Origin of the sequence: Accumulibacter sp., assembly GCF_023806565.1 — a bacterium.
Classification (GTDB): domain Bacteria; phylum Pseudomonadota; class Gammaproteobacteria; order Burkholderiales; family Rhodocyclaceae; genus Accumulibacter.
Genome location: NZ_JAMTDV010000086.1, coordinates 1 through 22,776, shown reverse-complemented (window position 1 = coordinate 22,776; position 22,776 = coordinate 1). Strand labels below are relative to the sequence as shown.

19 protein-coding genes and 1 pseudogene are annotated in these 22,776 nt (G+C 61.2%); 5 read left to right on the top strand and 15 right to left on the bottom strand.

What is annotated here, in order from left to right; all coding sequences use genetic code 11:
- Positions 1 to 33 precede the first annotated feature (33 nt).
- The 3 genes from NFV80_RS09605 to hisG all read right to left on the bottom strand — a co-directional run bounded on the left by NFV80_RS09605 (position 34) and on the right by hisG (position 3,192).
- Positions 34 to 1,089, bottom strand: a complete 1,056-nt coding sequence (locus NFV80_RS09605; protein ID WP_295329854.1) for a ParB/Srx family N-terminal domain-containing protein — start codon at positions 1,087 to 1,089, stop codon at positions 34 to 36.
- Between the two features lie 148 nt (positions 1,090 to 1,237).
- Positions 1,238 to 2,551, bottom strand: a complete 1,314-nt coding sequence (hisD, locus tag NFV80_RS09600; RefSeq protein ID WP_295329852.1) for a histidinol dehydrogenase — start codon at positions 2,549 to 2,551, stop codon at positions 1,238 to 1,240.
- Entirely contained in the window at positions 2,548 to 3,192 is a 645-nt protein-coding gene (hisG, locus tag NFV80_RS09595) for an ATP phosphoribosyltransferase (protein ID WP_295329850.1), read from the bottom strand. The genes hisD and hisG overlap by 4 nt, the downstream gene beginning before the upstream one ends.
- A 331-nt stretch (positions 3,193 to 3,523) precedes the next feature.
- On the opposite strand from hisG, the gene NFV80_RS09590 reads away from it, so the two are divergent.
- Positions 3,524 to 4,945 (top strand): hemolysin family protein, encoded by a 1,422-nt coding sequence (locus tag NFV80_RS09590; RefSeq protein WP_295329848.1) that lies wholly within the window; start codon positions 3,524 to 3,526, stop codon positions 4,943 to 4,945.
- A 14-nt stretch (positions 4,946 to 4,959) separates the two neighbouring features.
- Here the strand turns inward: NFV80_RS09590 and NFV80_RS09585 are convergent, their stop codons facing one another.
- The 5 genes from NFV80_RS09585 to NFV80_RS09565 form a co-directional block, all read right to left on the bottom strand.
- The gene (locus NFV80_RS09585; RefSeq protein WP_295329847.1) at positions 4,960 to 7,197 is read right to left on the bottom strand and encodes an arginine/lysine/ornithine decarboxylase; all 2,238 of its coding nucleotides are present in this window, start codon (positions 7,195 to 7,197) and stop codon (positions 4,960 to 4,962) included.
- 70 nt (positions 7,198 to 7,267) lie between these two features.
- A complete protein-coding gene (gene dcd / locus NFV80_RS09580; RefSeq protein WP_295329846.1) occupies positions 7,268 to 7,834 on the bottom strand; it encodes a dCTP deaminase in 567 nt (188 codons plus the stop codon).
- 109 nt (positions 7,835 to 7,943) lie between these two features.
- Positions 7,944 to 9,035 carry an iron-sulfur cluster carrier protein ApbC gene (apbC, locus tag NFV80_RS09575; RefSeq protein WP_295329844.1) on the bottom strand — a complete coding sequence of 364 codons (1,092 nt, stop codon included), beginning with the start codon at positions 9,033 to 9,035 and terminating at the stop codon, positions 7,944 to 7,946.
- A 115-nt stretch (positions 9,036 to 9,150) separates the two neighbouring features.
- On the bottom strand, positions 9,151 to 9,960 hold the full coding sequence (locus NFV80_RS09570) for an inositol monophosphatase family protein (protein ID WP_295329952.1): 810 nt from the start codon (positions 9,958 to 9,960) through the stop codon (positions 9,151 to 9,153).
- A gap of 63 nt (positions 9,961 to 10,023) precedes the next feature.
- Entirely contained in the window at positions 10,024 to 10,575 is a 552-nt protein-coding gene (locus NFV80_RS09565; protein ID WP_295329842.1) for a thioredoxin family protein, read from the bottom strand.
- A gap of 53 nt (positions 10,576 to 10,628) precedes the next feature.
- Here NFV80_RS09565 and NFV80_RS09560 point away from each other — a divergent pair, with 53 nt between their 5' ends.
- The 4 genes from NFV80_RS09560 to NFV80_RS09545 all read left to right on the top strand — a co-directional run bounded on the left by NFV80_RS09560 (position 10,629) and on the right by NFV80_RS09545 (position 14,802).
- On the top strand, positions 10,629 to 11,393 hold the full coding sequence (locus tag NFV80_RS09560) for a 16S rRNA (uracil(1498)-N(3))-methyltransferase (protein ID WP_296758506.1): 765 nt from the start codon (positions 10,629 to 10,631) through the stop codon (positions 11,391 to 11,393).
- Positions 11,386 to 13,125, top strand: a complete 1,740-nt coding sequence (gene pap, locus NFV80_RS09555) for a polyphosphate:AMP phosphotransferase (RefSeq protein ID WP_295329838.1) — start codon at positions 11,386 to 11,388, stop codon at positions 13,123 to 13,125. Before NFV80_RS09560 ends, pap begins: the two co-directional genes overlap by 8 nt.
- 1 nt (position 13,126) lies before the next feature.
- Entirely contained in the window at positions 13,127 to 14,446 is a 1,320-nt protein-coding gene (gene argA / locus NFV80_RS09550; RefSeq protein ID WP_295329836.1) for an amino-acid N-acetyltransferase, read from the top strand.
- An 83-nt stretch (positions 14,447 to 14,529) separates the two neighbouring features.
- Positions 14,530 to 14,802, top strand: a complete 273-nt coding sequence (locus tag NFV80_RS09545; protein WP_295329834.1) for an oxidative damage protection protein — start codon at positions 14,530 to 14,532, stop codon at positions 14,800 to 14,802.
- Between the two features lie 49 nt (positions 14,803 to 14,851).
- Here the strand turns inward: NFV80_RS09545 and rpiA are convergent, their stop codons facing one another.
- The 7 genes and pseudogenes from rpiA to NFV80_RS09510 all read right to left on the bottom strand — a co-directional run.
- Positions 14,852 to 15,514 (bottom strand): ribose-5-phosphate isomerase RpiA, encoded by a 663-nt coding sequence (rpiA, locus tag NFV80_RS09540; RefSeq protein ID WP_295329833.1) that lies wholly within the window; start codon positions 15,512 to 15,514, stop codon positions 14,852 to 14,854.
- A gap of 162 nt (positions 15,515 to 15,676) precedes the next feature.
- Positions 15,677 to 16,405, bottom strand: a complete 729-nt coding sequence (locus NFV80_RS09535) for a SprT family zinc-dependent metalloprotease (RefSeq protein WP_295329831.1) — start codon at positions 16,403 to 16,405, stop codon at positions 15,677 to 15,679.
- Positions 16,395 to 19,568, bottom strand: a complete 3,174-nt coding sequence (locus tag NFV80_RS09530) for a type I restriction endonuclease subunit R (protein ID WP_295329829.1) — start codon at positions 19,566 to 19,568, stop codon at positions 16,395 to 16,397. The genes NFV80_RS09535 and NFV80_RS09530 overlap by 11 nt, the downstream gene beginning before the upstream one ends.
- Before the next feature lies 1 nt (position 19,569).
- Positions 19,570 to 20,496: an endonuclease NucS domain-containing protein gene (locus NFV80_RS09525; protein ID WP_295329827.1), complete on the bottom strand. Its 927-nt coding sequence runs from the start codon at positions 20,494 to 20,496 to the stop codon at positions 19,570 to 19,572.
- Positions 20,493 to 21,248, bottom strand: coding sequence for a hypothetical protein (locus NFV80_RS09520; protein WP_295329826.1), 756 nt, complete (start codon positions 21,246 to 21,248; stop codon positions 20,493 to 20,495). The genes NFV80_RS09525 and NFV80_RS09520 overlap by 4 nt, the downstream gene beginning before the upstream one ends.
- On the bottom strand, positions 21,245 to 22,423 hold the full coding sequence (locus NFV80_RS09515) for a restriction endonuclease subunit S (protein WP_295329824.1): 1,179 nt from the start codon (positions 22,421 to 22,423) through the stop codon (positions 21,245 to 21,247). Before NFV80_RS09515 ends, NFV80_RS09520 begins: the two co-directional genes overlap by 4 nt.
- A gap of 52 nt (positions 22,424 to 22,475) precedes the next feature.
- A pseudogene (locus NFV80_RS09510) lies at positions 22,476 to 22,776 on the bottom strand (type I restriction endonuclease subunit M); the annotation flags it as partial.

Here is a 22,776-nt window from a genome sequence, read left to right as displayed (position 1 = left end):
AGGAAGAGCGAGTCCGCTGGCGTCGGAACGCGGCTACCGACCGTCGCCGAGCACACACCTGGGCGGTAGCAGAGGTGTCTGGACTTCCGGATTGTGTCCGACGCTGACGTTCTTGCCGGCTTCCCCGCCAGTGTCCTTGCCCCGGGCCAGCTTCTCGACCGCCGTCTTCGCCTCGATCGTGGCGGTCGCCTTCATCGCCGCAGGCAGTGCCTTGAGCAACCGGTCGTACTGCCGGTCGAGACAGGTCTGATTCATCGGACTCTGTTGCGAACACGCGGCGTCGTCACCGAGAGCTGCCTTGACCTCCGGCACTTCGCCCTGATAAGCGCCCCACGCAAATTCGATGAAATAGGCATTCGCGCAAGGTACCTTCTTGCTGCCGAACTTCTCCTCGCAGGTGCGATCGGCGCAGCTCTGCTCGTCGTCGCCCTTGGCCGTGCCGGGAGGATCGCACTTGACGTAGCCGCAGTTTTCCCGCACCCAGGCCGACAAGGTACGCAGTGGATCGTCCTGCAGCTTACCAATCTCGCTCGGCAACTGGCTGGGCACTATCGGCTTGCCGGCCGGATCCTTCAGCCAGGTACGGTGCATTCTTTCCATCCGCTCCCAGAATGCGTTCTCCGGCAGACGTGACCAGTCGTCGAGCAGATAGGCATAGACCTTCTTGTCCTTGTCGTCGATCGCGGCATTCCAGACGGCGACGGTCAGGTGATGGTGATCGGTGAGATAGAACACGCCGCCTGGACCCCGCACGACGGGAACCCAGCGGTTGTCGGCCAGCAGGTAGTCGTTCAGTTCCCCGGCAGCAGCACGGGCCGAAACCTTGGCCGATTTGCACGCCGCGGCCAGCATGCCGACCGCTGACTGGGTCGGATGCAACGCCTTGATGTCGATGACGCATCCCCGCCGCTTCTTTTCCTTTAGAGTGTAGATCATGTCGTCGTTCGGCTTGGCAACCTTGGTGTCCTTGCCACATACGGGGATCTCCCTTTGCTGGTCCGCCGTGCCCTTATGCGCCGCAACCGCCCCGCCAGAACCAACAATCAGCAGTCCGGCCAGCAACGCGTTCCACATATTGATAGTGCGCATCCGTTCCCTCCTCGGTCGAGATCGAAAAAATGGTGACAAACTGCGCAGGGAGCGCCCCTGCCCCTTGCCCATCCCAGTATCTTGGCTGTCGACGCTGACGTCAATCGCGTCTTCGCGCCACGAGGTGGCACCGGACACGATTTGGACGTCAACTGTCGACGCGATACTCCGCCGATCTTGCGTGCGCCGGCAAGCCTTCGCCCTCGGCGAGCGTTGCGGCGATGCGACCGAGCGCTCTCGCTCCCGCCTGCGAAACCCGGATCAGGCTGCTGCGCTTCTGGAAGTCGTACACTCCCAATGGCGACGAGAAGCGGGCGCTGCCGGAGGTGGGCAGGACATGGTTGGGACCGGCACAATAGTCACCGAGTGACTCCGAGGTGTAGCGGCCGATGAAGATCGCGCCGGCGTGACGAATCCTGCCGACCCACTCGTCGGCGTCAGCCAGCGACAGTTCGAGGTGCTCCGGAGCAACGCGGTTGGCGATGCGACAGGCCTCGTCGAGGTCGCGTACTTGGATCAGCGCACCACGATTTTCCAGTGCCGCACGAATCACCGCCTGCCGCGGCATGGTCGGCAGCAGTTCGTCGAGAGCGGCGGCAACGCGCTCGATGTAGGCGGCATCCGGACAGAGCAGGATCGACTGCGCCAGTTCGTCGTGTTCGGCTTGCGAGAAAAGATCCATGGCCACCCACTCGGCGTCGGTCCGGCCATCGCAAATGACCAGGATCTCCGACGGGCCGGCGACCATGTCGATGCCGACGACGCCGAAGACGCGGCGCTTGGCGGCGGCGACGTAAGCATTGCCAGGGCCGACGATCTTGTCGACCTGGGGCACGGTTTCCGTACCGTAGGCCAGGGCGGCGACCGCCTGCGCACCACCGATGGTGAACACGCGATCGACCCCGGCCAGCGCCGCCGCCGCGAGCACCAGCGGGTTCTGCTCGCCAGCCGGTGTCGGCACGACCATGATCAGTTCGCCAACGCCGGCGACGCGTGCCGGAATCGCGTTCATCAGTACCGACGACGGGTACGAGGCCTTGCCGCCGGGAACGTAGAGGCCAACCCGGTCGAGCGGCGTGATCTGCTGGCCGAGCATCGTGCCGAATCCCTCTTCGCTCTCATCGTCATAGCGCCAGCTCTGCAGCAACTGTCTCTGGTGATAGCGGCGGATGCGCCCGGCCGCCGCTTCGAGCGCCTGCCGCTGCGCCATCGGCAGATCGGCGAGGGCTCGCCGCAGTTCCTCTTGCGGGATTTCCAGATCGGCCATCGTGGCGGCGTCGAGGCGATCGAAGCGCTGCGTATAGTCGATTACGGCGGTGTCGCCGCGCGCCTTGACGTCGGCCAGAATGGCGGCCACGGTCCGCTCCACCGCGTCGTCCTGGGTTGCTTCAAAGGCCAGCAGCGCCCTTAGCCGTTCCTCGAAGTCGGCATCGGTGCTTGCCAGGCGTTTGATCCCGATCATTGCTCGACCGCCGCAGAAATGGCGTCGAGAATCGGGGTCAGCAGTTCGCGCTTGAGCTTGAGCGCCGCCTGATTGACGATCAGCCGTGACGAAATATCCATGATGTGCTCCACCGCGAGCAGGTTGTTGGCTTTCAGCGTGCTGCCGGTAGACACGAGATCGACGATCGCATCGGCGAGACCCGCCAATGGCGCCAGTTCCATCGAGCCATACAGCTTGATCAGGTCGACATGTACACCCTTGGCCGCAAAGTGCTCGCGCGCGATGTTGACGTACTTCGTCGCCACCTTGAGACGCGCTCCCTGTCGCACGGCATGCGCATAGTCGAAACCTGCCGGGGCGGCGACCATCATCCGGCACTTGGCGATCTTCAGATCGATCGGCTGGTAGAGTCCCTCGCTGCCATGCTCAAGAAGAACGTCCTTGCCAGCGACACCGAGGTCGGCCGCACCGTACTGCACGTAGGTCGGGGTATCGGTGGCGCGCACGACGACGACCCTCACCTCGGCCCGACTGCTGGGGATGATCAGGCGGCGAGAGCTTTCGGGATTTTCCAGCGGTTCGATCCCGGCAGCCGCCAGGAGCGGCAGTGTCTCGTCGAAAATCCGGCCCTTCGAGAGGGCGATGGTGATCCCGTTCACTGTCTGTTCCTGCACGCCAAAGGGCCTATTCTACCGTAGCCGCCGAGGCCGCGCCGCCCATCCCGAAAGTAGGCACGGCGCCCGCTGTCGGCCACACCTTGGCCCGCGGTCACCGCCGGCGGCGTGGCAATGACTGGAACTCAGGCATAAATCGCGTATTATTCGGGCTCCGCGGCGTAAGCGTCCTCAGTTCACGCACAATTGCAAGGGTTATGCCATATGCGCAGGCACCGTGGCACCGGCGCAGAACCGGGCATCGAGCGGGGCATGCGGGCGCGGTCCGGGCGTGCGGACGCGGCCACACATTGGGGGAGACAGGCACATGGAGCAAATGCATCTTTACGTAAATCTCGTCTTGATTCTGGTCTTTGTCGCCGGCAACGCCTTTTTCGTCGGTTCGGAGATCGCGATCTCTTCTGCCCGTCGCAGCCGGATCAGGCAATTGTCCGAGGAGGGAGACAGGCGCGCAACAAGAGTCGAAATGCTGCATAACGAGCCCGAGCGCTTTTACTCGGTAACCCAGGTGGGAATCACGCTGGTCTCCCTCGGCCTCGGCGCGGTCGGCATGGAGACGATCAGCACGCTGACCGATTCAACCTTTGTTGCGCTGTTCACCATTTTTGGCAATAGCGAAGCGGTGAACAAGGCGGCGCATACGGTGTCGTATGTCTTCGCCTTCATTGTCATTTCGTTCCTGCACGTGGTGGCTGGCGAACTCGCGCCCAAGGTGCTTGCCTTCCACAAGGCAGAACAGATGAGCATGGCTGTCGGGGGCGTCATCAATTTTCTCTACCTGATCCTCAAGCCACTGATCTACATCATGAAAATGGCTTCGGACGGGCTCCTGCGGCTGTTCGGACAGCGGAACGTCGAGGGCGACGGTCATAGTCACTTCACCATGTCGGTCGAGGAAATCAGGATGATTCTTTCGGCGAGCGAAAAGGAGGGGACACTGGCGCCGGAAGAAACGGAAATGATTCGTGGCGTCTTCAAGCTCGACGAGCACACGGTGCGCGAAGCAATGGTTCCGCGCACCCGCATCCGGGCACTGGCTCAGGAAGATACGCTCGCCGACGCGCTGCACGTTTTCCGCGATGTTCCGCATGCGCGCTTTCCGGTATACGACAAGAGCCTTGACCGGATTACCGGCGTGGTCGCGATCAAGGAGCTGCTGACGGTGATGGCCGAAAGTACCGGCGATGCGCTCGCCGAGGTGAGCAAGATGCCCGTCAGCGAGTTCGCGCAGGCGCCGTACATCGTTCCCAACAGCAAGCTGCTGAGCGACCTGCTCAAGGACTTCAAGCGCACGCACCAGCAATTGGCCGTGGTGATCGACGAATACGGCGGCACCGAAGGAATCATCACGCTCGAAGACATCCTCGAGGAAATCGTCGGCGACTACGAGGACGAATTCACACGGCAGGCGAGGCGAGTCAGGAAACTGGTCGGCAGTCAGTACGAAATCGACGCGTCGATGCGGGTTTCGGATCTCGACGCTTTGCTCGATTTCCCTTTCCCGACCGACGACGACTATGTGACACTCGCCGGACTGGTCTACAAGAAGCTCGGCAGCGTACCGCACGTCGGCGATACCGTCGATCTCGATGGCGGACGACTGACGGTGCTGGAAATGGACAACCACCGGATCACGTTGCTGAAGTTCGAAGACACGGCAGTCGGAGCCGATGGCGTCACTCGCCTGGTCGAAGACTCATCAGCCGCCGACAACGCGCCCAGCGAGCCAAAAGACTAGCCTGTCGCCGCACCTCAGCGAACGCAGTCGACCGAATACACCGGCTTGCCGTCTACGATCGCCTTGACCAGGCCGTGTACGTCGGTTTCGAAACCGGGAAAGCGCTCGTTGAAATCGCGCGCGAACTGCAGGTAGCGAACGATCGTGGCATTGAAGCGCTCACCCGGGATCAGCAGCGGAATTCCCGGCGGGTAGGGAGTGAGCAGCGTGCTGGTGATCCGCCCTTCGAGGTCGTCGATCGGGACGCGATCGATCTCGCGGTGCGCCATTCGGGCAAACGCATCGGTCGGCTTCATCGCCGGCTCCATGTTCGAAAGATACATGCGGGTAGTCAGATGGGCGACGTCGTTGGCCGCGTATATCCCGTGGATCTGGTGACAGAGATCCTTCAGGCCGTGCTTATCGTAGCGCGGATTCTTGGCGAGAAATTCCGGCATCACCTTCCACAACGGCATGTTCTGGTCATAGCCGTCCTTGAATTGCTGCAGTTCGGTCACCAGCGTGTTCCAGCGACCCTTGGTGATGCCGATGGTGAACATGATGAAGAAGGAATACAGGCCGCATTTCTCGACGATGATTCCATGTTCGGCAAGGTACTTGGTGACGATCGCGGCAGGAATCCCCGATTCGGCAAAATCTCCGTCGACATCCAGCCCAGGCGTGATGATCGTGGCCTTGATCGGGTCGAGCATGTTGAAACCTTCAGCGAGCATGCCGAATCCGTGCCAGCGCTCGCCGGGCCGCAGGATCCACGCCGAGCGATCGGCGAGCCCCTCGCGCGGACGATCGTCGGGCCCCCAGACCTTGAACCACCAGTCGGAGCCCCACTCTTCTTCGACCTTGCGCATCGTGCTGCGGAAGTTGAGCGCTTCCGCGATCGACTCCTCGACCAGCGCGCTTCCCCCCGGTGCTTCCATCATCGCTGCGGCGACATCGCACGACGCAATGATCGCGTACTGCGGCGAGGTCGAGGTATGCATCAGGTAGGCCTCGTTGAAAACGTCCCGATCGAGTTTGCGTCCTTCGGAATCCTGCACGAGAATCTGCGACGCCTGCGAGAGTCCGGCCAGCAGCTTGTGCGTCGATTGCGTCGAAAAAATCATCGCGTCCTTGCAGCGCGCACGGTCGGCACCGATCGCATGGTAATCCCCGTAGAAGTCGTGGAAGGCCGCGTGTGGCAGCCAGGCCTCGTCGAAGTGCAGGGTGTCGATGACGCCATCGAGCATTGCCTTGATTTCCTCGACGTTGTAGAGGATGCCGTCGTAGGTGCTCTGGGTGATCGTCAACACGCGCGGCTTGGCTGCGACCGTGCGCGCAAAGGGATGCGCCGCGATTTTCTGCCGGATGTTTTCCCAGAGGAATTCTTCCTTCGGAATGGGTCCGATGATCCCGTAATGGTTACGGGTCGGCATCAGGAAGACGGGAATGGCACCGGTCATGATGATCGAGTGCAACACCGACTTGTGGCAGTTGCGATCGACGACGACGACATCACCCGGTGCGACGGTCGAATGCCAGACGATCTTGTTCGAGGTCGAAGTGCCGTTGGTGACGAAGAAGAGATGATCGGCGTTGAAGATGCGGGCCGCATTGCGCTCGGAAGCGACGACTGGACCGGTATGATCGAGCAGTTGACCGAGTTCCTCGACCGCATTGCAGACGTCAGCACGCAGCATGTTTTCGCCGAAGAACTGGTGGAACATGCGGCCCACTGGACTCTTCAGAAAGGCGACGCCGCCCGAGTGACCCGGACAGTGCCACGAGTAGGATCCATCTTCCGCGTAATGAGTCAGCGCGCGGAAGAACGGTGGTGCCAGGCTTTCCAGGTAGGCCTTGGCCTCACGTATCACGTAACGGCCGATGAACTCGGCCGTATCCTCGAACATGTGGATGAAACCGTGCAACTCGCGCAGCACGTCGTTCGGAATGTGGCGGGAGGTGCGCGTCTCGCCGTACAGGAAGATTGGAATATCCTCGTTGCGACAGCGGATCTCTTTGACGAAAGCGCGCAGGCTGGCGACGGTCTGGTCCGCCCTGCCGTGCCGGAAATCTTCGTCGTCGATCGAGAGAATGAACGCCGAGGCGCGGCTCTGCTGCTGGGCGAACGAAGTGAGGTCACCGTAGCTGGTTACCCCGAAGACCTCGAAGCCCTTCTTCTCGATTGCCTTGGCCAGCGCCCGGATGCCGTGACCGCCCGTGTTTTCCGAGCGGTAGTCCTTGTCGATGACGATTACCGGGAAGTTGAAATGCATGGCGAATCCAGTACCGAATCAGGAATGGAAGGACGGCGGCGCGGCTGTCGTCGGTCGCCCGGCGTGCAGGTCAGATCTTCGGCAAGGTCACGCCCCGCTGGCCCTGGTATTTCCCGCCGCGATCCTTGTACGAAGTTTCGCATTCCTCGTCGGATTCGAAGAAGAGAACCTGCGCGATGCCTTCGTTCGCGTAAATCTTGGCGGGCAATGGCGTCGTGTTCGAGAACTCCAGCGTCACATGGCCTTCCCATTCCGGCTCGAAGGGCGTCACGTTGACGATGATGCCGCAACGCGCATAGGTACTCTTGCCCAGGCAGACCGTCAGCACGCTGCGCGGAATGCGGAAATATTCGACGGTGCGCGCCAGCGCGAAGGAATTCGGCGGAATGATGCAGAAATCGCTCTTGACCTCGACGAAGGAGTTCGGGTCGAAGTTCTTCGGATCGACGATCGTCGAGTTGAGGTTGGTGAACAGCTTGAATTCGTTCGAGCAGCGAATATCGTAGCCGTAACTGGAAGTTCCGTACGAAACGATGCGCCGGCCATCGATCTCGCGCACCTGGTTCGGCTCGAAGGGATCGATCATGCCGTACTCCGCCACCATGCGGCGGATCCACCTATCCGACTTGATTGACATTGCTGGTCACGCGAACACCGTTGATGCGGGAAATGTGCCCATTCTACGGTGTCCGGGCGACGGAAGAAACTGCCCCGTGCGCTGGCAGGCACCGCTCCAGCTCGGCAGTTCAGGTGTTCTGGACGACGATGCTGGGGAATTTGGCACTCATGTCGCGGGCCCGCTCGGCAATCTTCACCGCCAGCCGACGGGCGATCGCCCGATATATGCCGGCAGCGCGCGACTGGGGAGCGCCGACCACGGTCGGTTGACCGGCGTCGGTCAGTTCGCGAATCGACATTTCCAAAGGCAGGGCGCCAAGCAAGTCGGTACCGTAGTCGCGACACATCTGCTCGCCACCGCCGCGGCCGAACAGGTGTTCCTCGTGCCCGCACTGCGGGCAGATATGGATGCTCATGTTCTCGACCAGACCGAGAATCGGAATGCCGACCTTCTCGAACATCTTGAGACCCTTGCGCGCGTCGATCAGGGCGATGTCCTGCGGCGTGGTGACGATCACCGCACCCGTCACCGGCACCTTCTGTGCCAGCGTCAGTTGCGTGTCGCCGGTTCCCGGAGGCATGTCGACCACCAGATAATCGACGTCCTGCCAGTTGGTCTGCTTGAGCAGTTGTTCTAGCGCCTGCGTCACCATTGGTCCGCGCCAGACCATCGGCGAATCGATGTCGATCATGAAACCGATCGACATCGCCTGCAGACCATGGGCGTGCAGGGGATCCATCGACACGCCGTCGGACGATTCCGGCTTCTGCCCGAGCAGGCCCAGCATCTGTGGTTGCGAAGGGCCATAGATGTCGGCGTCGAGCAGACCCACCGTCGCCCCTTCCTGGGCCAGCGCGAGAGCGAGATTGACCGCCGTCGTGCTCTTGCCGACGCCCCCTTTGCCGGACGCGACAGCGATGATGTTCTTGACGCCTGGCAATGGTTTCAGGCCGCGTTGCACGGTGTGGGCGACGATGTTCGTGATGACGTTGACGCTGATGTTGCCGATGGCGGGAATGCTTCTGAGTTGCGCGATCACCGCACGGCGGATTTCATCGAACTGTGTTCTCGCCGGATAGCCCAGTTCGATGTCGAGCGAAAGGTCCGAGCCGTCGATCCGGATGTTCTTCACGCAACGTGTCGATACGTAATCCTTGCCGGTATTCGGGTCGGCCAGATTGGCGAGCGCCGCTCTTACGGCTTCCGTGCTTACAGCCATTGTTCAACACTCCTGTGATGGATATCCGAGTAATTTTGTACAGTATAGTCGAGAATGGCGCCGATGCATGCGACCTCTTGCCAGGAAAGTTCCCTTCGAGGATCCGGCAGCGCGCTCAGGAATCCCCTTGTCCGCCGTGCTGCCGCACCCAGTCCCGCCAGGTGGCGAAGACTGCCGGGTGCAAAGCGGCAATCACCGGGCGACGCCAGACGTCGTCGGCGGCATACTCGTCGTGCGCCAAGGTGCACATCTGCCCGCCCGCCTCGGCCAGGATCAGACTGCCGGCAGCGTAGTCCCAGAGCATTTGACCGCCGTGCAGGTAGAGGTCGAGGCGGCCAGCGGCGAGATTGCACCAGTCGAGAGTCGAGCTGCCGAAATTGCGCTGCGAGAAAAACGGCGGATTCACGGCAATCTGATCGGCGAGCAGCTTCGGAATTCGCTTGAAGTCTACACCGCCGACTGCCCGGCGGATGTCGCCGGTCACCTGGCGCAGAGGCAGACGACGCCCGTTCACATATGCGCCATTGCCTTCACGCGCGTAGAACATTTCGTCGGTGATCGGATTGTAGGTAACCGCCAGGCGAGTTCGCCGCCCACGCATCCAGGCGATCGAAACGGCAAAGCACGGCAGGCCATTGATGAAATTCGTCGTCCCATCGATCGGGTCAATACACCACAGACCGCGTTCGTCGCTGCTGGCGTCCTGCCAACGGGCGCGCTGCGCCGTCTGCGACATTTCCTCGCCAATGATCGGGCAAGCGTGGATCTCGCTTAGTCGGCCAAGGAGAAACTGCTGCGCCGCGAGGTCGGCCTCCGAGCACAGTGATCCGTCATCCTTTCGCTGACCATGACTGACCCGCAGGAAGCGGGGAATGATTTCGCGCTGCGCCACCTCGCGCACCAGCGCGACGCTGGCGTCGAGCATGCGTTTGAGGTCGCTGTCGATGAGCGCCGCCTCGCTCGCGCGGTCTCCCTGGTGCATGCCGAATCAGGCGCGCCACTTGATCGAGCAGCCGATGCTGGCTACCTGCTCGCTCGGGCCGTGGCCGGTCTCGGCAATCATGCGCATTGCTTCGACCAATTCACGTCGCGCGTCAGGCGGTGCCGGCTGGCGCCCGCTGGCATCGAGCCGCCCACGGTACTGCAACTGCAATTGCCGGTTGAAACCGAAGAAATCCGGTGTGCATACGGCACCATAGGCGCGTGCCACCGCCTGCGTCTCGTCATAAAGGTAGGGAAACGGGAATTCCAGCTCTCTCGCCACCCGCTGCATATTGGCGAAGGAGTCTTCCGGGTACTCGACGGGATCGTTGCTCATGATCGCCGCAACGCCAATGCCGATCGTCGGCAGCTCGCGTGCGTCGCGGCAAATGCGATCGATGACCGCCTTGACATACGGGCAATGGTTGCAGATGAACATCAGCAGAAGCCCATTCGGGCCACGCAGCGTGGCCAGGCTGTGCCGCGCACCGTCGGTGTCCGGCAGTTCGAAGTCGTCGGCAGGCCGACCAAAGTCACAAACCGGGGTGTTGAGCGCCATCGCCGAGCCGCCTCCAAACAACGTCCATCGAACAGTTAAGACTTTATAATACCATGGTGAACACTCCCCGCTTTCATTGCTCGATGTCGCTCGCGGCGGCTCGGGTCGTCGATCTGCCGGAAAGCGTCGCACATCATGCAGGCAGGGTACTTCGCCTGCGCAGCGGCGATCCTCTGATACTCTTCAATGGCGACGGCGGGGAATATACTGCGCGAATCATCGACATCGAACGCACTCGAGTCAGCGCCGAAATTCTGCAGTGGCAGGACTGCGAGCGTGAATCACCGCTCGCGGTCACCCTGGTGCAGGCACTGCAGGCCGGTGAGAAAATGGACTCGACGATACAGAAGGCGGTCGAACTGGGTGTCCGTCGTATCGTTCCAGTATTCTCGCGGCGTAGCGTGCTGCGCCTGGACGGAGAACGCGCCGTGCGACGGCTGCAACATTGGCGCGGCGTAATCGCTGCCGCCTGCGAACAGTGTGGGCGCAATCGGCTGCCGGAAATCGATGCTCCGGAAAGTCTCGAATGCTGGCTGGCGCGGCCTCCGGAAGCGGGGGTCGTCCGCCTGATGCTGGCGCCGAACGCCGAACGCTGCCTTGCCACCCTGCCGGGAGCAGCATCCGGTAGAGAGGTCGAATTGTTGATCGGCGCCGAGGGCGGTCTGGCGGCCGAGGAACGGGAGTTGGCGGAATTGACCGGTTTCTTGCCGGTGCGCCTGGGGCCGCGCATCCTGCGGACCGAAACTGCTGGCCTGGCTGCGCTCGCAGCGATCCAGCTCTTGTGGGGTGACTTCAAGGAGGAGACGACGAATGTTTGAATCGGCAGAACTGGGACACAAGATCGACAAGGACACGTACAAGGTGGAAGAGCCCAAGCTGCGCGCAGCGCTGCTCGAAGCACAGGACCAGCTGCGCGAGAACGGCAGCTTTCCGGTAATCGTTCTGATCAGCGGCGTCGATGGCTCGGGCAAGGGCGAAACGATCAACACGCTATACGAATGGATGGACCCGCGTTACCTGTCCACGCGCACCTTCTCGGCTCCGACGCAGGAGGAACGCGAGCGCCCGTCGATGTGGCGCTTCTGGCGGGCGCTGCCGAAGAAGGGGCGAATCGGGATTGCCGCCGGCTCGTGGTATTCGTGGCCGATCGCCGAACGGATTGCCGGCGACCTTTCACGCGCGGATTTTGACCAGCGCATGGACGAGCTCAACCGCTTCGAGGAGATGCTGGTCAATGAGGGCGCACTGGTCCTGAAGTTCTGGATACACCTCTCCAAGACCGCACAACGCGAACGTCTGCAGTCGATCGAAGCGAATCCGCTGACCCGCTGGCGGGTGACCAAGGCGAGCTGGGATCGGCTGAAGACCTACGACAAGCTGCAGGAGGTCGCGGGACATCTGCTGCGCACGACGAACACGCCGTGGGCCCCGTGGATCATCGTCGAAGGAACCGATGACCGCTACCGCTCACTCACCGTCGGCAAGACCATCCTCGAATCGCTGCATAAACGCCTTGCCGACAAGCGCGAACAGACTTCGCCGGTGGCGCCGCCCTTCTCGCCGCGGATCGACCGTCTCGACGTGCTGAGTGCGCTGGACATGACGCAAAGCCTCGCGAAGAAGGTGTACGAGACCGAGCTTGCCACCTGGCAGGGGCGTCTGTCCGAGATGATGCGTCATCCCGAATTCAAGAAGCGCGCCTTGATCCTTGCCTTCGAAGGTTCCGATGCGGCCGGCAAGGGCGGCGCCATCCGACGCGTCATGTCGGCGATGGATGCACGCCAGTATCAGATCATCCCGATCGCTGCGCCGAATGAAGAGGAGCGCGCACGCCCCTACCTGTGGCGATTCTGGCGGCACATGCCCCGCCTCGGGCGGGTGACCATCTTCGACCGTACCTGGTACGGCCGCGTGCTCGTCGAACGAGTCGAGGGTTTCTGCAGTCAGGCGGACTGGTTGCGCGCCTATTCGGAGATCAACGACTTTGAACACGACCTCTGGCGTGCTGGCGGCATCGTCGTCAAGTTCTGGCTGCAGATCAGTGATGAGGAGCAGCTCAGGCGCTTCGAGGAGCGCGCCAAGGTCGAGCACAAGCGCTACAAGATTACCGAAGAGGACTGGCGCAATCGCGAAAAGGCCGGAGCCTATCACGAGGCCGTATGCGACATGGTCGACCGCACCAGTACGGGTACTGCACCATGGACGATCGTCGAGTCGAATGACAAGTACTTTGCCCGGGTCAAGGTGCTGCGAACGATCTGCGAGCGGCTGGAAAAGGAACTCAAGATCGACCTGGCGAAGGAACCGAGGATGGTGATCACGCGCGGAGCAACGGACGAGGCCGGCAAGGATGGGCAACCGGCGCCTGCCAAACAAGCGCCGAAAACCAAGGCCGAACGCGCCAAGGAACTGCGAGCGGAAAAGGCGCGAGCCGCAAAGCAGGCGAAGGAACTCGCGGCCTCCGAAGCCCGCGAGAAGGCAACGGCAGCCAAGGAGGCAAAGGCAGCCAAGGCTGCGGAGAACGGCGAGAAAGCCAGGCCAACGGCATGAAATGGCCAACGATCTGATCTCCGTCCCTTTCGTCGCCTGGTTCCGGTCGGTCGCGCCCTATGTCAACCTGTTTCGCGGCAAGACCTTTCTTGTCGCGTTTGGTGGCAAGGCGATCGCCGGGCCTCTGGCGCGGACCCTGGCCTACGACGTCAACCTGCTGGCCGCGCTCGGCGTGCGGCTCGTTCTGGTGCATGGCGCACGGCCGCAGATCGAGGCTCTGCTGCGCGAGAGGGGGCTGCAGTCGGTTTACCACGGAAACTATCGCGTTACCGATGCGAAGGCCATCCATTGCGTGATCGATGCAGTCGGCAGCATTTACGTCGAAATCGAGGCCCTGCTTTCACAGGGCCTCGCCGACACTCCAATGGCCAACAGCACAATACGGGTCGTTGGTGGCAATTTCATCACTGCCAAACCGGTGGGCGTGGTCAACGGGGTCGACCTGCAATATTCCGGCCAGGTGCGCAAGGTCGACGCCGAGGGCATTCGTGCGCAGTTGAGTCTGGGCAACATCGTTCTGCTGTCGTGCATCGGATCGAGTCCAACCGGGGAAATCTTCAACCTGGCGATGGAGGAAGTGGCAGAAGCGGTAGCCACCTCGCTGCTCGCGGACAAGCTGATTTTCCTGACCGACAGCCGGGGGGCCACCGATATCGACGGCGCTCTGCTCGATGAATTGACGGTCGAAGCTGCCGAGCGCCTGATCAGTCTCGGTGACTGGCTGTCGACCGACCTCAGGCGTTATCTGCCCTGCGCCGTTCGCGCAAGCCGCGCCGGAGTGGGGCGCGTACACCTGATCGGTTACGACGAGGACGGCACCCTGCTGCGCGAACTGTTCACCCACGACGGCGTGGGGACGGTAATCACTCGCGAGTCGCTGGAGCAGTTGCATGAGGCACGCCCCGACGACATCGGCGGCCTGGTGGCGCTGATCGAACCACTCGAAGCCGACGGCACGCTGGTTCGCCGCTCGCGCGAACTGCTCGAACGCGAAATCTCGCGCTTCTCCGTGGTCGAACACGATGGAATAATTGTTGGCTGCGCCGCACTCTATCCATACGGCGACGAGCAGGCCGAGCTCGCCTGCCTGGCGGTACACCCCCACTATCGGCGTTGGGGTTACGGCGCCCTGCTGATGAAACAGATCGAGGCGCAGGCGCGGGCGTCGGGAATCAAGCGTCTGTTCGTGCTCACCACGGTTACCTCGCAGTGGTTCAAGGAGCGCGGTTTCAGCGTCCGCCAGATCGCCGACTTGCCTACCGAAAAGCGTCTGGTCTACAACCTGCAACGGCGCTCGATCGTGTTGATGAAAGAGCTCTGAGGACTTGCCGGCAATAAACCCGCCGCCGCCCGCAGGAAACTGCGTGCACGACAAGAAACCACAAATATCAAGGAGTGGAATGTATGACGAGAACCGTCACCTGTATCAAGCTTGGTCGCGAAGCCGAAGGACTGGACTTTCCCCCCTATCCGGGGGAACTGGGCAAGCGCATCTATGAAAGGGTATCCAAGGAAGCCTGGCAGCAGTGGGTGCGCATGCAGACGATGATCATCAACGAGAACCGTCTCAATCTTGCCGATGCGGCCCATCGCAAGTACCTTGCGGAACAGATGGAAAGGCACTTCTTCGGCGGTGGTGCCGACAAGGTGCAGGGCTACGTTCCGCCCGGCGCATGACTGGCAGCGAAAGCACACGCACGACGAGCGGAGGGCACCGCCTGTCCGCTCACGCGGCGGTCAGCGTCTGCACGCCGGCAGCCGTTCCCAGCAGACAGACATCCGCCGGGCGGGAGGCAAACAGGCCGTTTGTTACCACCCCGACGATCTGATTGATCCGCGTTTCCAGGCCGACGGCATCGACGATTTCCAGGCCGGCAACGTCGACGATCAGGTTGCCGTTGTCGGTCACGAAACCTTCACGCAACACCGGCGTCCCGCCGATTGCGGCCAACTGGCGGAGGACGTGCCGTAATGCCATGGGGATGACCTCGACGGGTAGCGGGAAGCGGCCGAGCACGTCTACCCGCTTCGACTGATCGGCGATACAGACAAACATATCGGCTACGGCGGCGACGATCTTCTCTCGCGTCAAGGCGCCGCCTCCGCCCTTGATCATCTGCATCGCGGCATTGATCTCGTCCGCACCATCCACGTAGATCGGGAGGCGCTCCACATCGTTGAGCTCCAGGACGGGCAGCCCGTGGCCCTCCAGTCGCCGCTTCGACGCTTCGGAACTGGCTACCGTACCGCGAACCCGGTGTCTGATTAGAGCAAGTTCGTCGATGAAGCAGTTGGCCGTCGACCCCGTCCCGACGCCGACGAGTTCTCCTTCGACAACGTAGGTGATCGCCGCGCGCGCGACTGCTTTCTTCATTTCGTCCTGAGTCATCGTGGTCTCCGTCTTTTCGTCGAACATGTTTTTCGCGATGCAAGCCCCGCGCCTTCGCTACCGTATCACTGACCGAAGCATGCCGAAGGCTTCGCCATCGGCGCCATCTCTCCCTACCGCCGTCCCTTCTAACCCGTCGGGCGGCCTGAACCGCCGCCATCTTCAGTATTGCCATTCCTCATGTCCCAGCGGTGCCTTCTTCAACATCTCGCGGTACTGCCGCCACTGTGGCAGGTGAGCTTCGATCAGCCCAGCGAAGCGGTCGTTGTGGTGCCGCTCCAACAGATGCACCAGTTCATGCACCACGATGTACTCAAGGCACTGCACCGGCTTCTTGGCCAGCTCCAGATTGAACCAGACACGCCGTGAGGCGGGATTGCAGCTTCCCCACTTGGTTTTCATCTTCCTGATGCCCCAGTCGGCGACCTGCACGCCAAGCATCGGCTGCCACTTTTCCAGCAAGGGCGGAATCAACGCCCTGAGTTGCTCGCGATGCCAGCGCAGCAGCACGGCTTCCCGCTGGTCGGCAGTGGTGCCGGAGCGCACGAACAGGTCGAGGCTGGCGATACCGCGGACGGCAACGCGAGCTGGGGCATCCCGCTCATGCACACGCAAGCGGTAACGCTGCCCGAGAAAGTAGTGGCTCTCGCCATTCACCATCTCGCGCTGCGACTGGCGTGGCTGCGCGGCGAAGCTGGCTTTCTGCCGTCTGATCCAGCCCAGCTTGTCGATCACCGCCAGCCGCACCGCGTCGTCGCTGATGACCAACGGTGCCGCTACGCGTACCCGCCCATGGGGCGGATACACACCGAGATGCAGGTTCTTGATGTCCTTGCGAACCACCTCCACCTTGATCCCGCTGACGGTAAGGTCGCGAACCTCAGTAGTCATTCTGGTGCTTCGCCAGTTCCAGAATCCGGTCGGCCAGAACCTCCACCGGGTAATCGCCCTGAGCCGTGTCCTGATTGGCGGCATTGACCGCGATGGGCTGAGCTGCTGCTTTCGCCAAGGTTGCCCTGATGGCGATCCGCACCCGCCGGGTTTTCATGGTGTTGCTCCGCCAGCCATCCATGCGAGCCGACTGAATCGCCGCATCCACCGCCAGCGCCAGCGGCTCGTCCTTGCCCAGGTTGTTATAGAGCGCCCGCTGTGCCGCCGTCGCGACGCTGGCCGGATAGCCCCCCGGTCCGCCGCCCGGCATCGTCGCCTCCTTGGTCAGCTTGGCGATCTTCTCCAGATACTCCTTGTAGCTCACCACACCCTTGCGCCGCAGTTCGATCAACGCATCGAGCAGTTTCGACATCTTGTCGTAGTAGGCCGGATCGACGGGCGACTCGTTGATGATCAGCTTGCGGACGTTGTTCTCGATGGTTTCGGCGACCGCCTCGTGCTTGTCCTTGATGCCCTTGGGCAGCGCGTTGACCGCATCCGGCCCGCGCTCGACGATCAACTGAATCAAACTCATGTCATCGAAGCCCGAAATCTTCTCGCTCTCCTCGGCGCGGATGTAGGTGTCGATCAGGTGGCGCATGAATGGCTCATACCCCTTGAGGTCGATGTAGTCCTCGCTGCCAATCCGCACTTCGTCGCGCACCTTGCTGTAGTGATCCACCTCGGCCTTGATCTTCTCGATCTCGTCTGGCGTGTAGCCGGCCTCGGCCAGTTCATTCGCGATGCCGGCATAGGCACGAATCAGCGTGGCGACAAACTTGTACAGCTTCAGCCGTTTCGGCTCATTGTCCTTGAGCTGCCCGGCGTTGCCGGACTCGATGGCACAGAAATAGTGGAAGTAATCCACCGACTCCCTTGGCGCTGCAACAGGCTCGCAAAGCGCCCTGACCGCTTCGCGGGCGTCTTCCAAGTCCTCCCGCGCCTTGACCAGCCGGTTCTCCAGCAGACCCTTCACGTCGTCCTTGTCATAGCCGTCCAGCGCCCCGCTGGTGTAGTCGGCAACCGCACCTTCCAGACTCTTGAACAAGTCCTTGTGGTCGATGATGTAGCCGTAGTCCTTGCTCTCGCCATCGAGCCGGTTCACCCGGCAGATCGCCTGGAACAGGCCGTGATCGCGCATCTCCTTGTCGATGTAGAGATAGGTGGCCGACGGCGCATCGAATCCGGTCAGCAGCTTGTCCACGACGATCAGCAGCTTCATCTGGCCCGGTTCGTCGATGAATTTCTGCTTCACCGCCTGCTCGAACTTCTCGGCCTTGCCGATGGCCTTGTCGGCTGGTTCACCGAACCAGTCAGCCAGCATCTGGGCGTAAATCCCGTACTTCAGCAGATTGTCGGTATCGCCCGCTCCCGTTGTCTCGCCCTTGGTGTCGGCAATACTGGGGGCATAGCTGGTGACGATGGCGCACTTGCCTTTGAGTGCCGTCTTGGCGAACAACTCATGGAACTTGCACGCCTCGTAGATGCTGCCGGCGACCACAATGGCGTTGCCGTGGCCGTCCATCAGCCGCGGCTTGGTAACCATGTCCATGAGGATGTCGGCAACGATTTTCGACAGCCTGTCCTGACTGGACAGCACCGTCTGCATCGTTCCCCATTTCTGCTTGAGTTGCGCCTTGGCAACGTCGTTCAGCCCCTTGGTGTTGGCGTCAAACCATTCGTCGATTTTCTTCTGCGAGGTGATGGACTGGTCGATGTCCCGCGCCTCGTAGCGCAAGTCCAGCACCACCCCTTCGCGCACCGCCTGGTCGAACTTGTAGGTGTGGATATAGCGCCCGAAGACCTCGATGCTCCTGGCCTTGTCCGCCTTCAGCAGCGGCGTGCCGGTGAAGCCGATAAAGATCGCATTGGGCAGCATCGCCTTCATCGCTCTGTGCAGGTCGCCGCTCTGGGTGCGGTGGCACTCATCGACGAAGACGTGCAGATCGCCCTTGGCCTTGAAATCCGGGGGGAGGTTCTGGATAGAGTCGATGAACGCCTTGGTACCTTCGTCGCCCTCCTCGCCACCCTTGCCGCCGAATTTATGGACCAGCGAGCAGAGCAGGGATTCCTCGGTGCGGTTCAGCTTCTCGATCAGGTCAGCGCCACTCCTGGTGCGGCAGATCTGCTCACGGACGCCCTTGAAGACCTTCTCGATCTGCTCGTCCAGCTCGGTGCGGTCGGTGATGATCAGTACCCGCGAACCTTCGCGGTTCTCGCGTATCCACCTGGCCAGCCAGACCATGGTCAGCGACTTGCCGCTGCCCTGGGTGTGCCAGATGATGCCGCCCTCTCGGCGCTTGATGAAGCCCTGCGCGGCCTTCACCCCGAAATACTGGTTCTGCCGGCAGAGCTTCTTGGTGCCGGCATCGAAGACGACGAAGTCGTGGATCAGTTCCAGCAGTCGCGCCTTGCGGCACACCTGTAGCAGGTGGCGATCGAGCAGGTTCGGCTCGCGGGCATAGGGGCCGGTGTCCTCGACCCAGCGCAGGTAATACTTCTCCGGCGTCTCGATGGTCGCGTAGCGCAACCCCTCGCTGTCGTTGCCGGCCATCACCCACTGCATGGTCGAGAAAAAGGGCTGGATGAATTCCTTCTTCTGGTTGTCCAGATTCTGGCGGATGCCCTCGGCCACCGATACGGTGGAGCGCTTCAGTTCCAGCACGCCCAGTGCGATGCCGTTGATGTAGATCACCACGTCCGGGCGCTTGGTGCCGGCCTTGGCGGCATTGGCCAGATCGGCACTCTTCACCGTCACTTCCTCGGCCACAGCGAAGTGGTTGTTTTCCGGATGCTGCCAGTCGATCAGCCAGACCGTGACCCTGTTCTCGCCGGCGCCGGGCTGCACCTTCACGCCGTAGCGCAATAGATCGTAGACCTCCTTGTTGCGGTCGTAGAGGCTCTTGCTGGTGTCGGTCGCCACCTTGTTCAGTTCGTGCAGCGCCCGGTTGATCAGTGTGTCGCTCACGCCCTGCCTGGTCAGCCAACTTCGCAGCAGCGTTTCCTCGATGTTGCGGTTGTCGAGGTCGGTCTTGTCGCCGAGGTAGTCGTAGCAGAGCCGTTCCCGGAACAGCGCGACGACGCGGGCCTGGGTGCGCTTTTCGATCTGGCCGACGGTGGTCATGTCACACCTTGACGAGCTTGAAGCTGATTTGGTAGCGGAAGAAGTCGATATTGGGCGCAACAGCCAATGCCCGTCGAATCCGCTGATCGTCTTCCAGTGCAATGATCACGCCGCGCACCTTCTGGTTCGGCTCGGCCAACTCCTGCGCGGCAAAGCCCATATAACGCAGCGTCTGGCCGATGACCACGTCGCTCGCCCGGCCTTTTTTAAGCTCGACGACTAGCAGCTCCGACTTGTCCTTCTTGATCGCCAGAATATCCATCGGCCCCGTATCGGTCGGGTACTGCTGCCCGACCTTCTCGCCCTCTTCCTCGTAGATGTCGTAGTCCTTGCCGAGGTCGGTGTGCGCCCAATTCTGCACAAGAAAATCTTCGAGGTGTTTTTCCAAGGCGAAGGCCGAAGCGTCCTCGACCGTTTCGTCGGTAGAAATCAGCTTGGGAGCCACCTTTCCACCAATAAACGCCTCAAGTTCTTCGCGATAGCCTGAAACGTTGGCTACCGTGCCAATCGACCCGGTCGACCGTTTCAGGGCGTCGCTCATGCTCGCCCGTTCGATTGAAACCTCAAACCAGTGAACCGCTCGTCGCAGCGGCAAGTCTTCGCCCGGCAGGTAATCATAGTCGCCGATGATCTCGCCGACTCGGTAAGTGCCTTTGCCATCCGGGCACAAAACGATATCGCCTTTCAGGATGCCCTTACAGACTGTCCATGCGACGCCACAGGCCAAACCCGCTGCAATCTTCGACTTCTCCGGATAGAGCTTGAGGTACTCGGGCACCATCTTGGCATTGAAATGCCGCCAGTCATCGGTCAGGTATGGCCCGATGTCCCGCTGAAGGTCATTGTCGATACCGATGTAGCCGTTGGCGAAACAGGTCGCAGCATGGACACTTTGCTTGCCAAGCATCACGCGGTAGTAGTTCTTCATGTTGATTCCGTAGTTCGTTCGTTGAGCGGCAAACCATCCTTCGGCACCCAAATCCACCCTTCAGAGGCTGGCACTGACGCCCCCGGCGAGATGAGCTTATCGGGATGCGTATCAAACAGGCAGCCTAGCAAGGCGCAGGTCAGCGCATCGTCGAGGTCGTCATGGGCAAGCTTGCCGAAGGGCTGCTGCAAGCCTCTAATCGTCGCAGAGTCCTTGCAAGCGGACGGATAGGCTTCGATGGCGGTGAGCCGCATCCCATCCGACCAGACCCCGCAACGCAGCGTATGCGGTACGAACTTGGCGAGGACGTGCATGCCCTTGGTGGCCTGACTGCCGATCATGTCCTTGATGGCCGACAGCGGCTTCAAGCCATGCTCGAAGAGAAAGTGCTCGGTTTGCCGGAACAGGTAGGGATTGGTGTCCGAGTTTCCGATCTCGCACGCAGTGCCCAGCTTCGTCACCAGCCGGACAAATGCCTCGGAAAACCCCAGCGGCGTGTCGATGGCAAGGGTGATGAGAGCGTCACCGGGCGCGGCGGCATTGCATAGCGCGAACAGGCGCCCGATCCATTCGGCGCTGTCAGTGGCTTCGTTGATGGCGGCGCGCAGGTTGCCCCGCCACGGCGTGCCGACGATGTTCAGGCCAGTATCGAGAATAACCAGCGCGTCGCGGCTCTTGCCGTTCTTGTCGCAGTTCCAGCCACCGACATCCCAGCCGACATAGAACATGGATGCCTGTGGCTGGCGGCTCATACCAGCCGAATCCTCCCGGTGAGCAGCTCCTGCATCATCCCCTGCTTGAGGGCGCGGGTCTTGTCGCGGCGAGCTTCGAGGGCGGCAAGTTCGGCGTCCATGTCGGAGAGGACGGTGGCGATGGCGGTTTGCTCTGTGGGTTCAAATGGCATGTTCACCTCAATCTTCCACATTTCTGATTTGTTGAGTTTCGCCCTTGTACCACTTGCTAAATAGCTGAGGACATTTTTGTGAACGAGGGAAAAGAAAAGGAAACCTTGGTCATGTCCAACCTTGGCTTTCAATATGTGAGCGTGATTGTTAACCCAGCACTTGCCTATCATCCGATATGCAATCGGACGATATGCGTATTCATCAAAATACCCACCGTCCTCCGCAATCAAGATAATGTCATCATCAAGCACGTAATCGTTGACGAAGTCGAGTACCCCATTTGCGCCGCAATAGGGATAATCCCCACGCATTTCGCCTCGCTGCGCCTCATTCAAGGGTACGCGAAGGTTGTCTAGACAATCTGCGATCTCTTCCAGCCTTTTCACCTCCCACTCCCCGCTAAACCCCGGCAGGCGAATTTGGCCGGTGAGGAGTTGCTGCATGGCGGCCTGTGTGAGGTCGCGCTTCTTGGCGATGAATTGGTCGAGCTTGGCGAGCAGGGTATCCACATCCGACAGCGCGGCGGCGATGGCGCGTTGTTCGCCCATCGAGGGCGGCATCGAAAGCTGGCACTTCTGGAAGACGTGATTTAGCAAATGGGTTTGGCTGACCCCGTCATCGAATCCCAGAAAGTAGGGGTTTCTGTTGAGGATGTAGAAGAGATACTGCGGGCAGTCGCGGTACGCAGTCAGCGCACAGACCCGTTGGTTAACGGCATATAGATCGTCCTGCTCGACCAGATAAGCTTTCGCGAGCGCACGCCCGTTTGGAAGGTCGCTCATCACCATGAGGACGTCGTTTCGCTTCGCTCCACAGAAGTTCGCGCTGGAATACTTGCGGATTTTGCCATCCGTCGAAATGAATTTTGAGTTCACACAAACATATTTGCCAGTATCCGAGATGTGCTGCTCATGAGCTTTTCCCCCACGGAAGCGGCACACATCGGGCAACAGCTTCACCTCCCAATCCTGCGGTATTACCCCAACCTCGGTCTGCTTGAAGCCCGCCGGAATCGCGCTCATCGCAGCGCACTCCCCCAGAAAATCCGTGCCAGCGGTACGGCGTTGACGTGCCTCACTGCCATACGAACCCCATCTTCTTCAGGTGCTCATCGACACGTGCAGCGAGCGTCTCCACTTCTTCGGCCAAGCGCGGCAGCGGGGTGGCGTAGCGTTCGGCCAATTGCCGGATGCGGCCGGTAAGCGCCTGACTGACGCGATCCAGTTCGCCCTCTACGCTGGTAGCCAGCGCGGTCAGCCATTTGTCTTCCACCACCAAGGTCTTGATCTCGGCCTCGGTGAGCTTGGCGTATTGGGCGGCCTTGGCATCGAGTGCCTTCTGCGCGTCCTTCACGGCCTTGCTGGCGACTGCTTCC

Bases quoted from the DNA above. Each gene is read 5' to 3' on its own strand.
- NFV80_RS09605 (WP_295329854.1), bottom strand. From the start codon at position 1,089: ATGCGCACTATCAATATGTGGAACGCGTTGCTGGCCGGACTGCTGATT.
- hisD (WP_295329852.1), bottom strand. From the start codon at position 2,551: ATGATCGGGATCAAACGCCTGGCAAGCACCGATGCCGACTTCGAGGAA.
- NFV80_RS09590 (WP_295329848.1), top strand. From the start codon at position 3,524: ATGCATCTTTACGTAAATCTCGTCTTGATTCTGGTCTTTGTCGCCGGC.
- NFV80_RS09585 (WP_295329847.1), bottom strand. From the start codon at position 7,197: ATGCATTTCAACTTCCCGGTAATCGTCATCGACAAGGACTACCGCTCG.
- dcd (WP_295329846.1), bottom strand. From the start codon at position 7,834: ATGTCAATCAAGTCGGATAGGTGGATCCGCCGCATGGTGGCGGAGTAC.
- apbC (WP_295329844.1), bottom strand. From the start codon at position 9,035: ATGGCTGTAAGCACGGAAGCCGTAAGAGCGGCGCTCGCCAATCTGGCC.
- NFV80_RS09570 (WP_295329952.1), bottom strand. From the start codon at position 9,960: ATGCTCGACGCCAGCGTCGCGCTGGTGCGCGAGGTGGCGCAGCGCGAA.
- NFV80_RS09565 (WP_295329842.1), bottom strand. From the start codon at position 10,575: ATGGCGCTCAACACCCCGGTTTGTGACTTTGGTCGGCCTGCCGACGAC.
- NFV80_RS09560 (WP_296758506.1), top strand. From the start codon at position 10,629: ATGGTGAACACTCCCCGCTTTCATTGCTCGATGTCGCTCGCGGCGGCT.
- pap (WP_295329838.1), top strand. From the start codon at position 11,386: ATGTTTGAATCGGCAGAACTGGGACACAAGATCGACAAGGACACGTAC.
- argA (WP_295329836.1), top strand. From the start codon at position 13,127: ATGGCCAACGATCTGATCTCCGTCCCTTTCGTCGCCTGGTTCCGGTCG.
- NFV80_RS09545 (WP_295329834.1), top strand. From the start codon at position 14,530: ATGACGAGAACCGTCACCTGTATCAAGCTTGGTCGCGAAGCCGAAGGA.
- rpiA (WP_295329833.1), bottom strand. From the start codon at position 15,514: ATGACTCAGGACGAAATGAAGAAAGCAGTCGCGCGCGCGGCGATCACC.
- NFV80_RS09535 (WP_295329831.1), bottom strand. From the start codon at position 16,405: ATGACTACTGAGGTTCGCGACCTTACCGTCAGCGGGATCAAGGTGGAG.
- NFV80_RS09530 (WP_295329829.1), bottom strand. From the start codon at position 19,568: ATGACCACCGTCGGCCAGATCGAAAAGCGCACCCAGGCCCGCGTCGTC.
- NFV80_RS09525 (WP_295329827.1), bottom strand. From the start codon at position 20,496: ATGAAGAACTACTACCGCGTGATGCTTGGCAAGCAAAGTGTCCATGCT.
- NFV80_RS09520 (WP_295329826.1), bottom strand. From the start codon at position 21,248: ATGAGCCGCCAGCCACAGGCATCCATGTTCTATGTCGGCTGGGATGTC.
- NFV80_RS09515 (WP_295329824.1), bottom strand. From the start codon at position 22,423: ATGAGCGCGATTCCGGCGGGCTTCAAGCAGACCGAGGTTGGGGTAATA.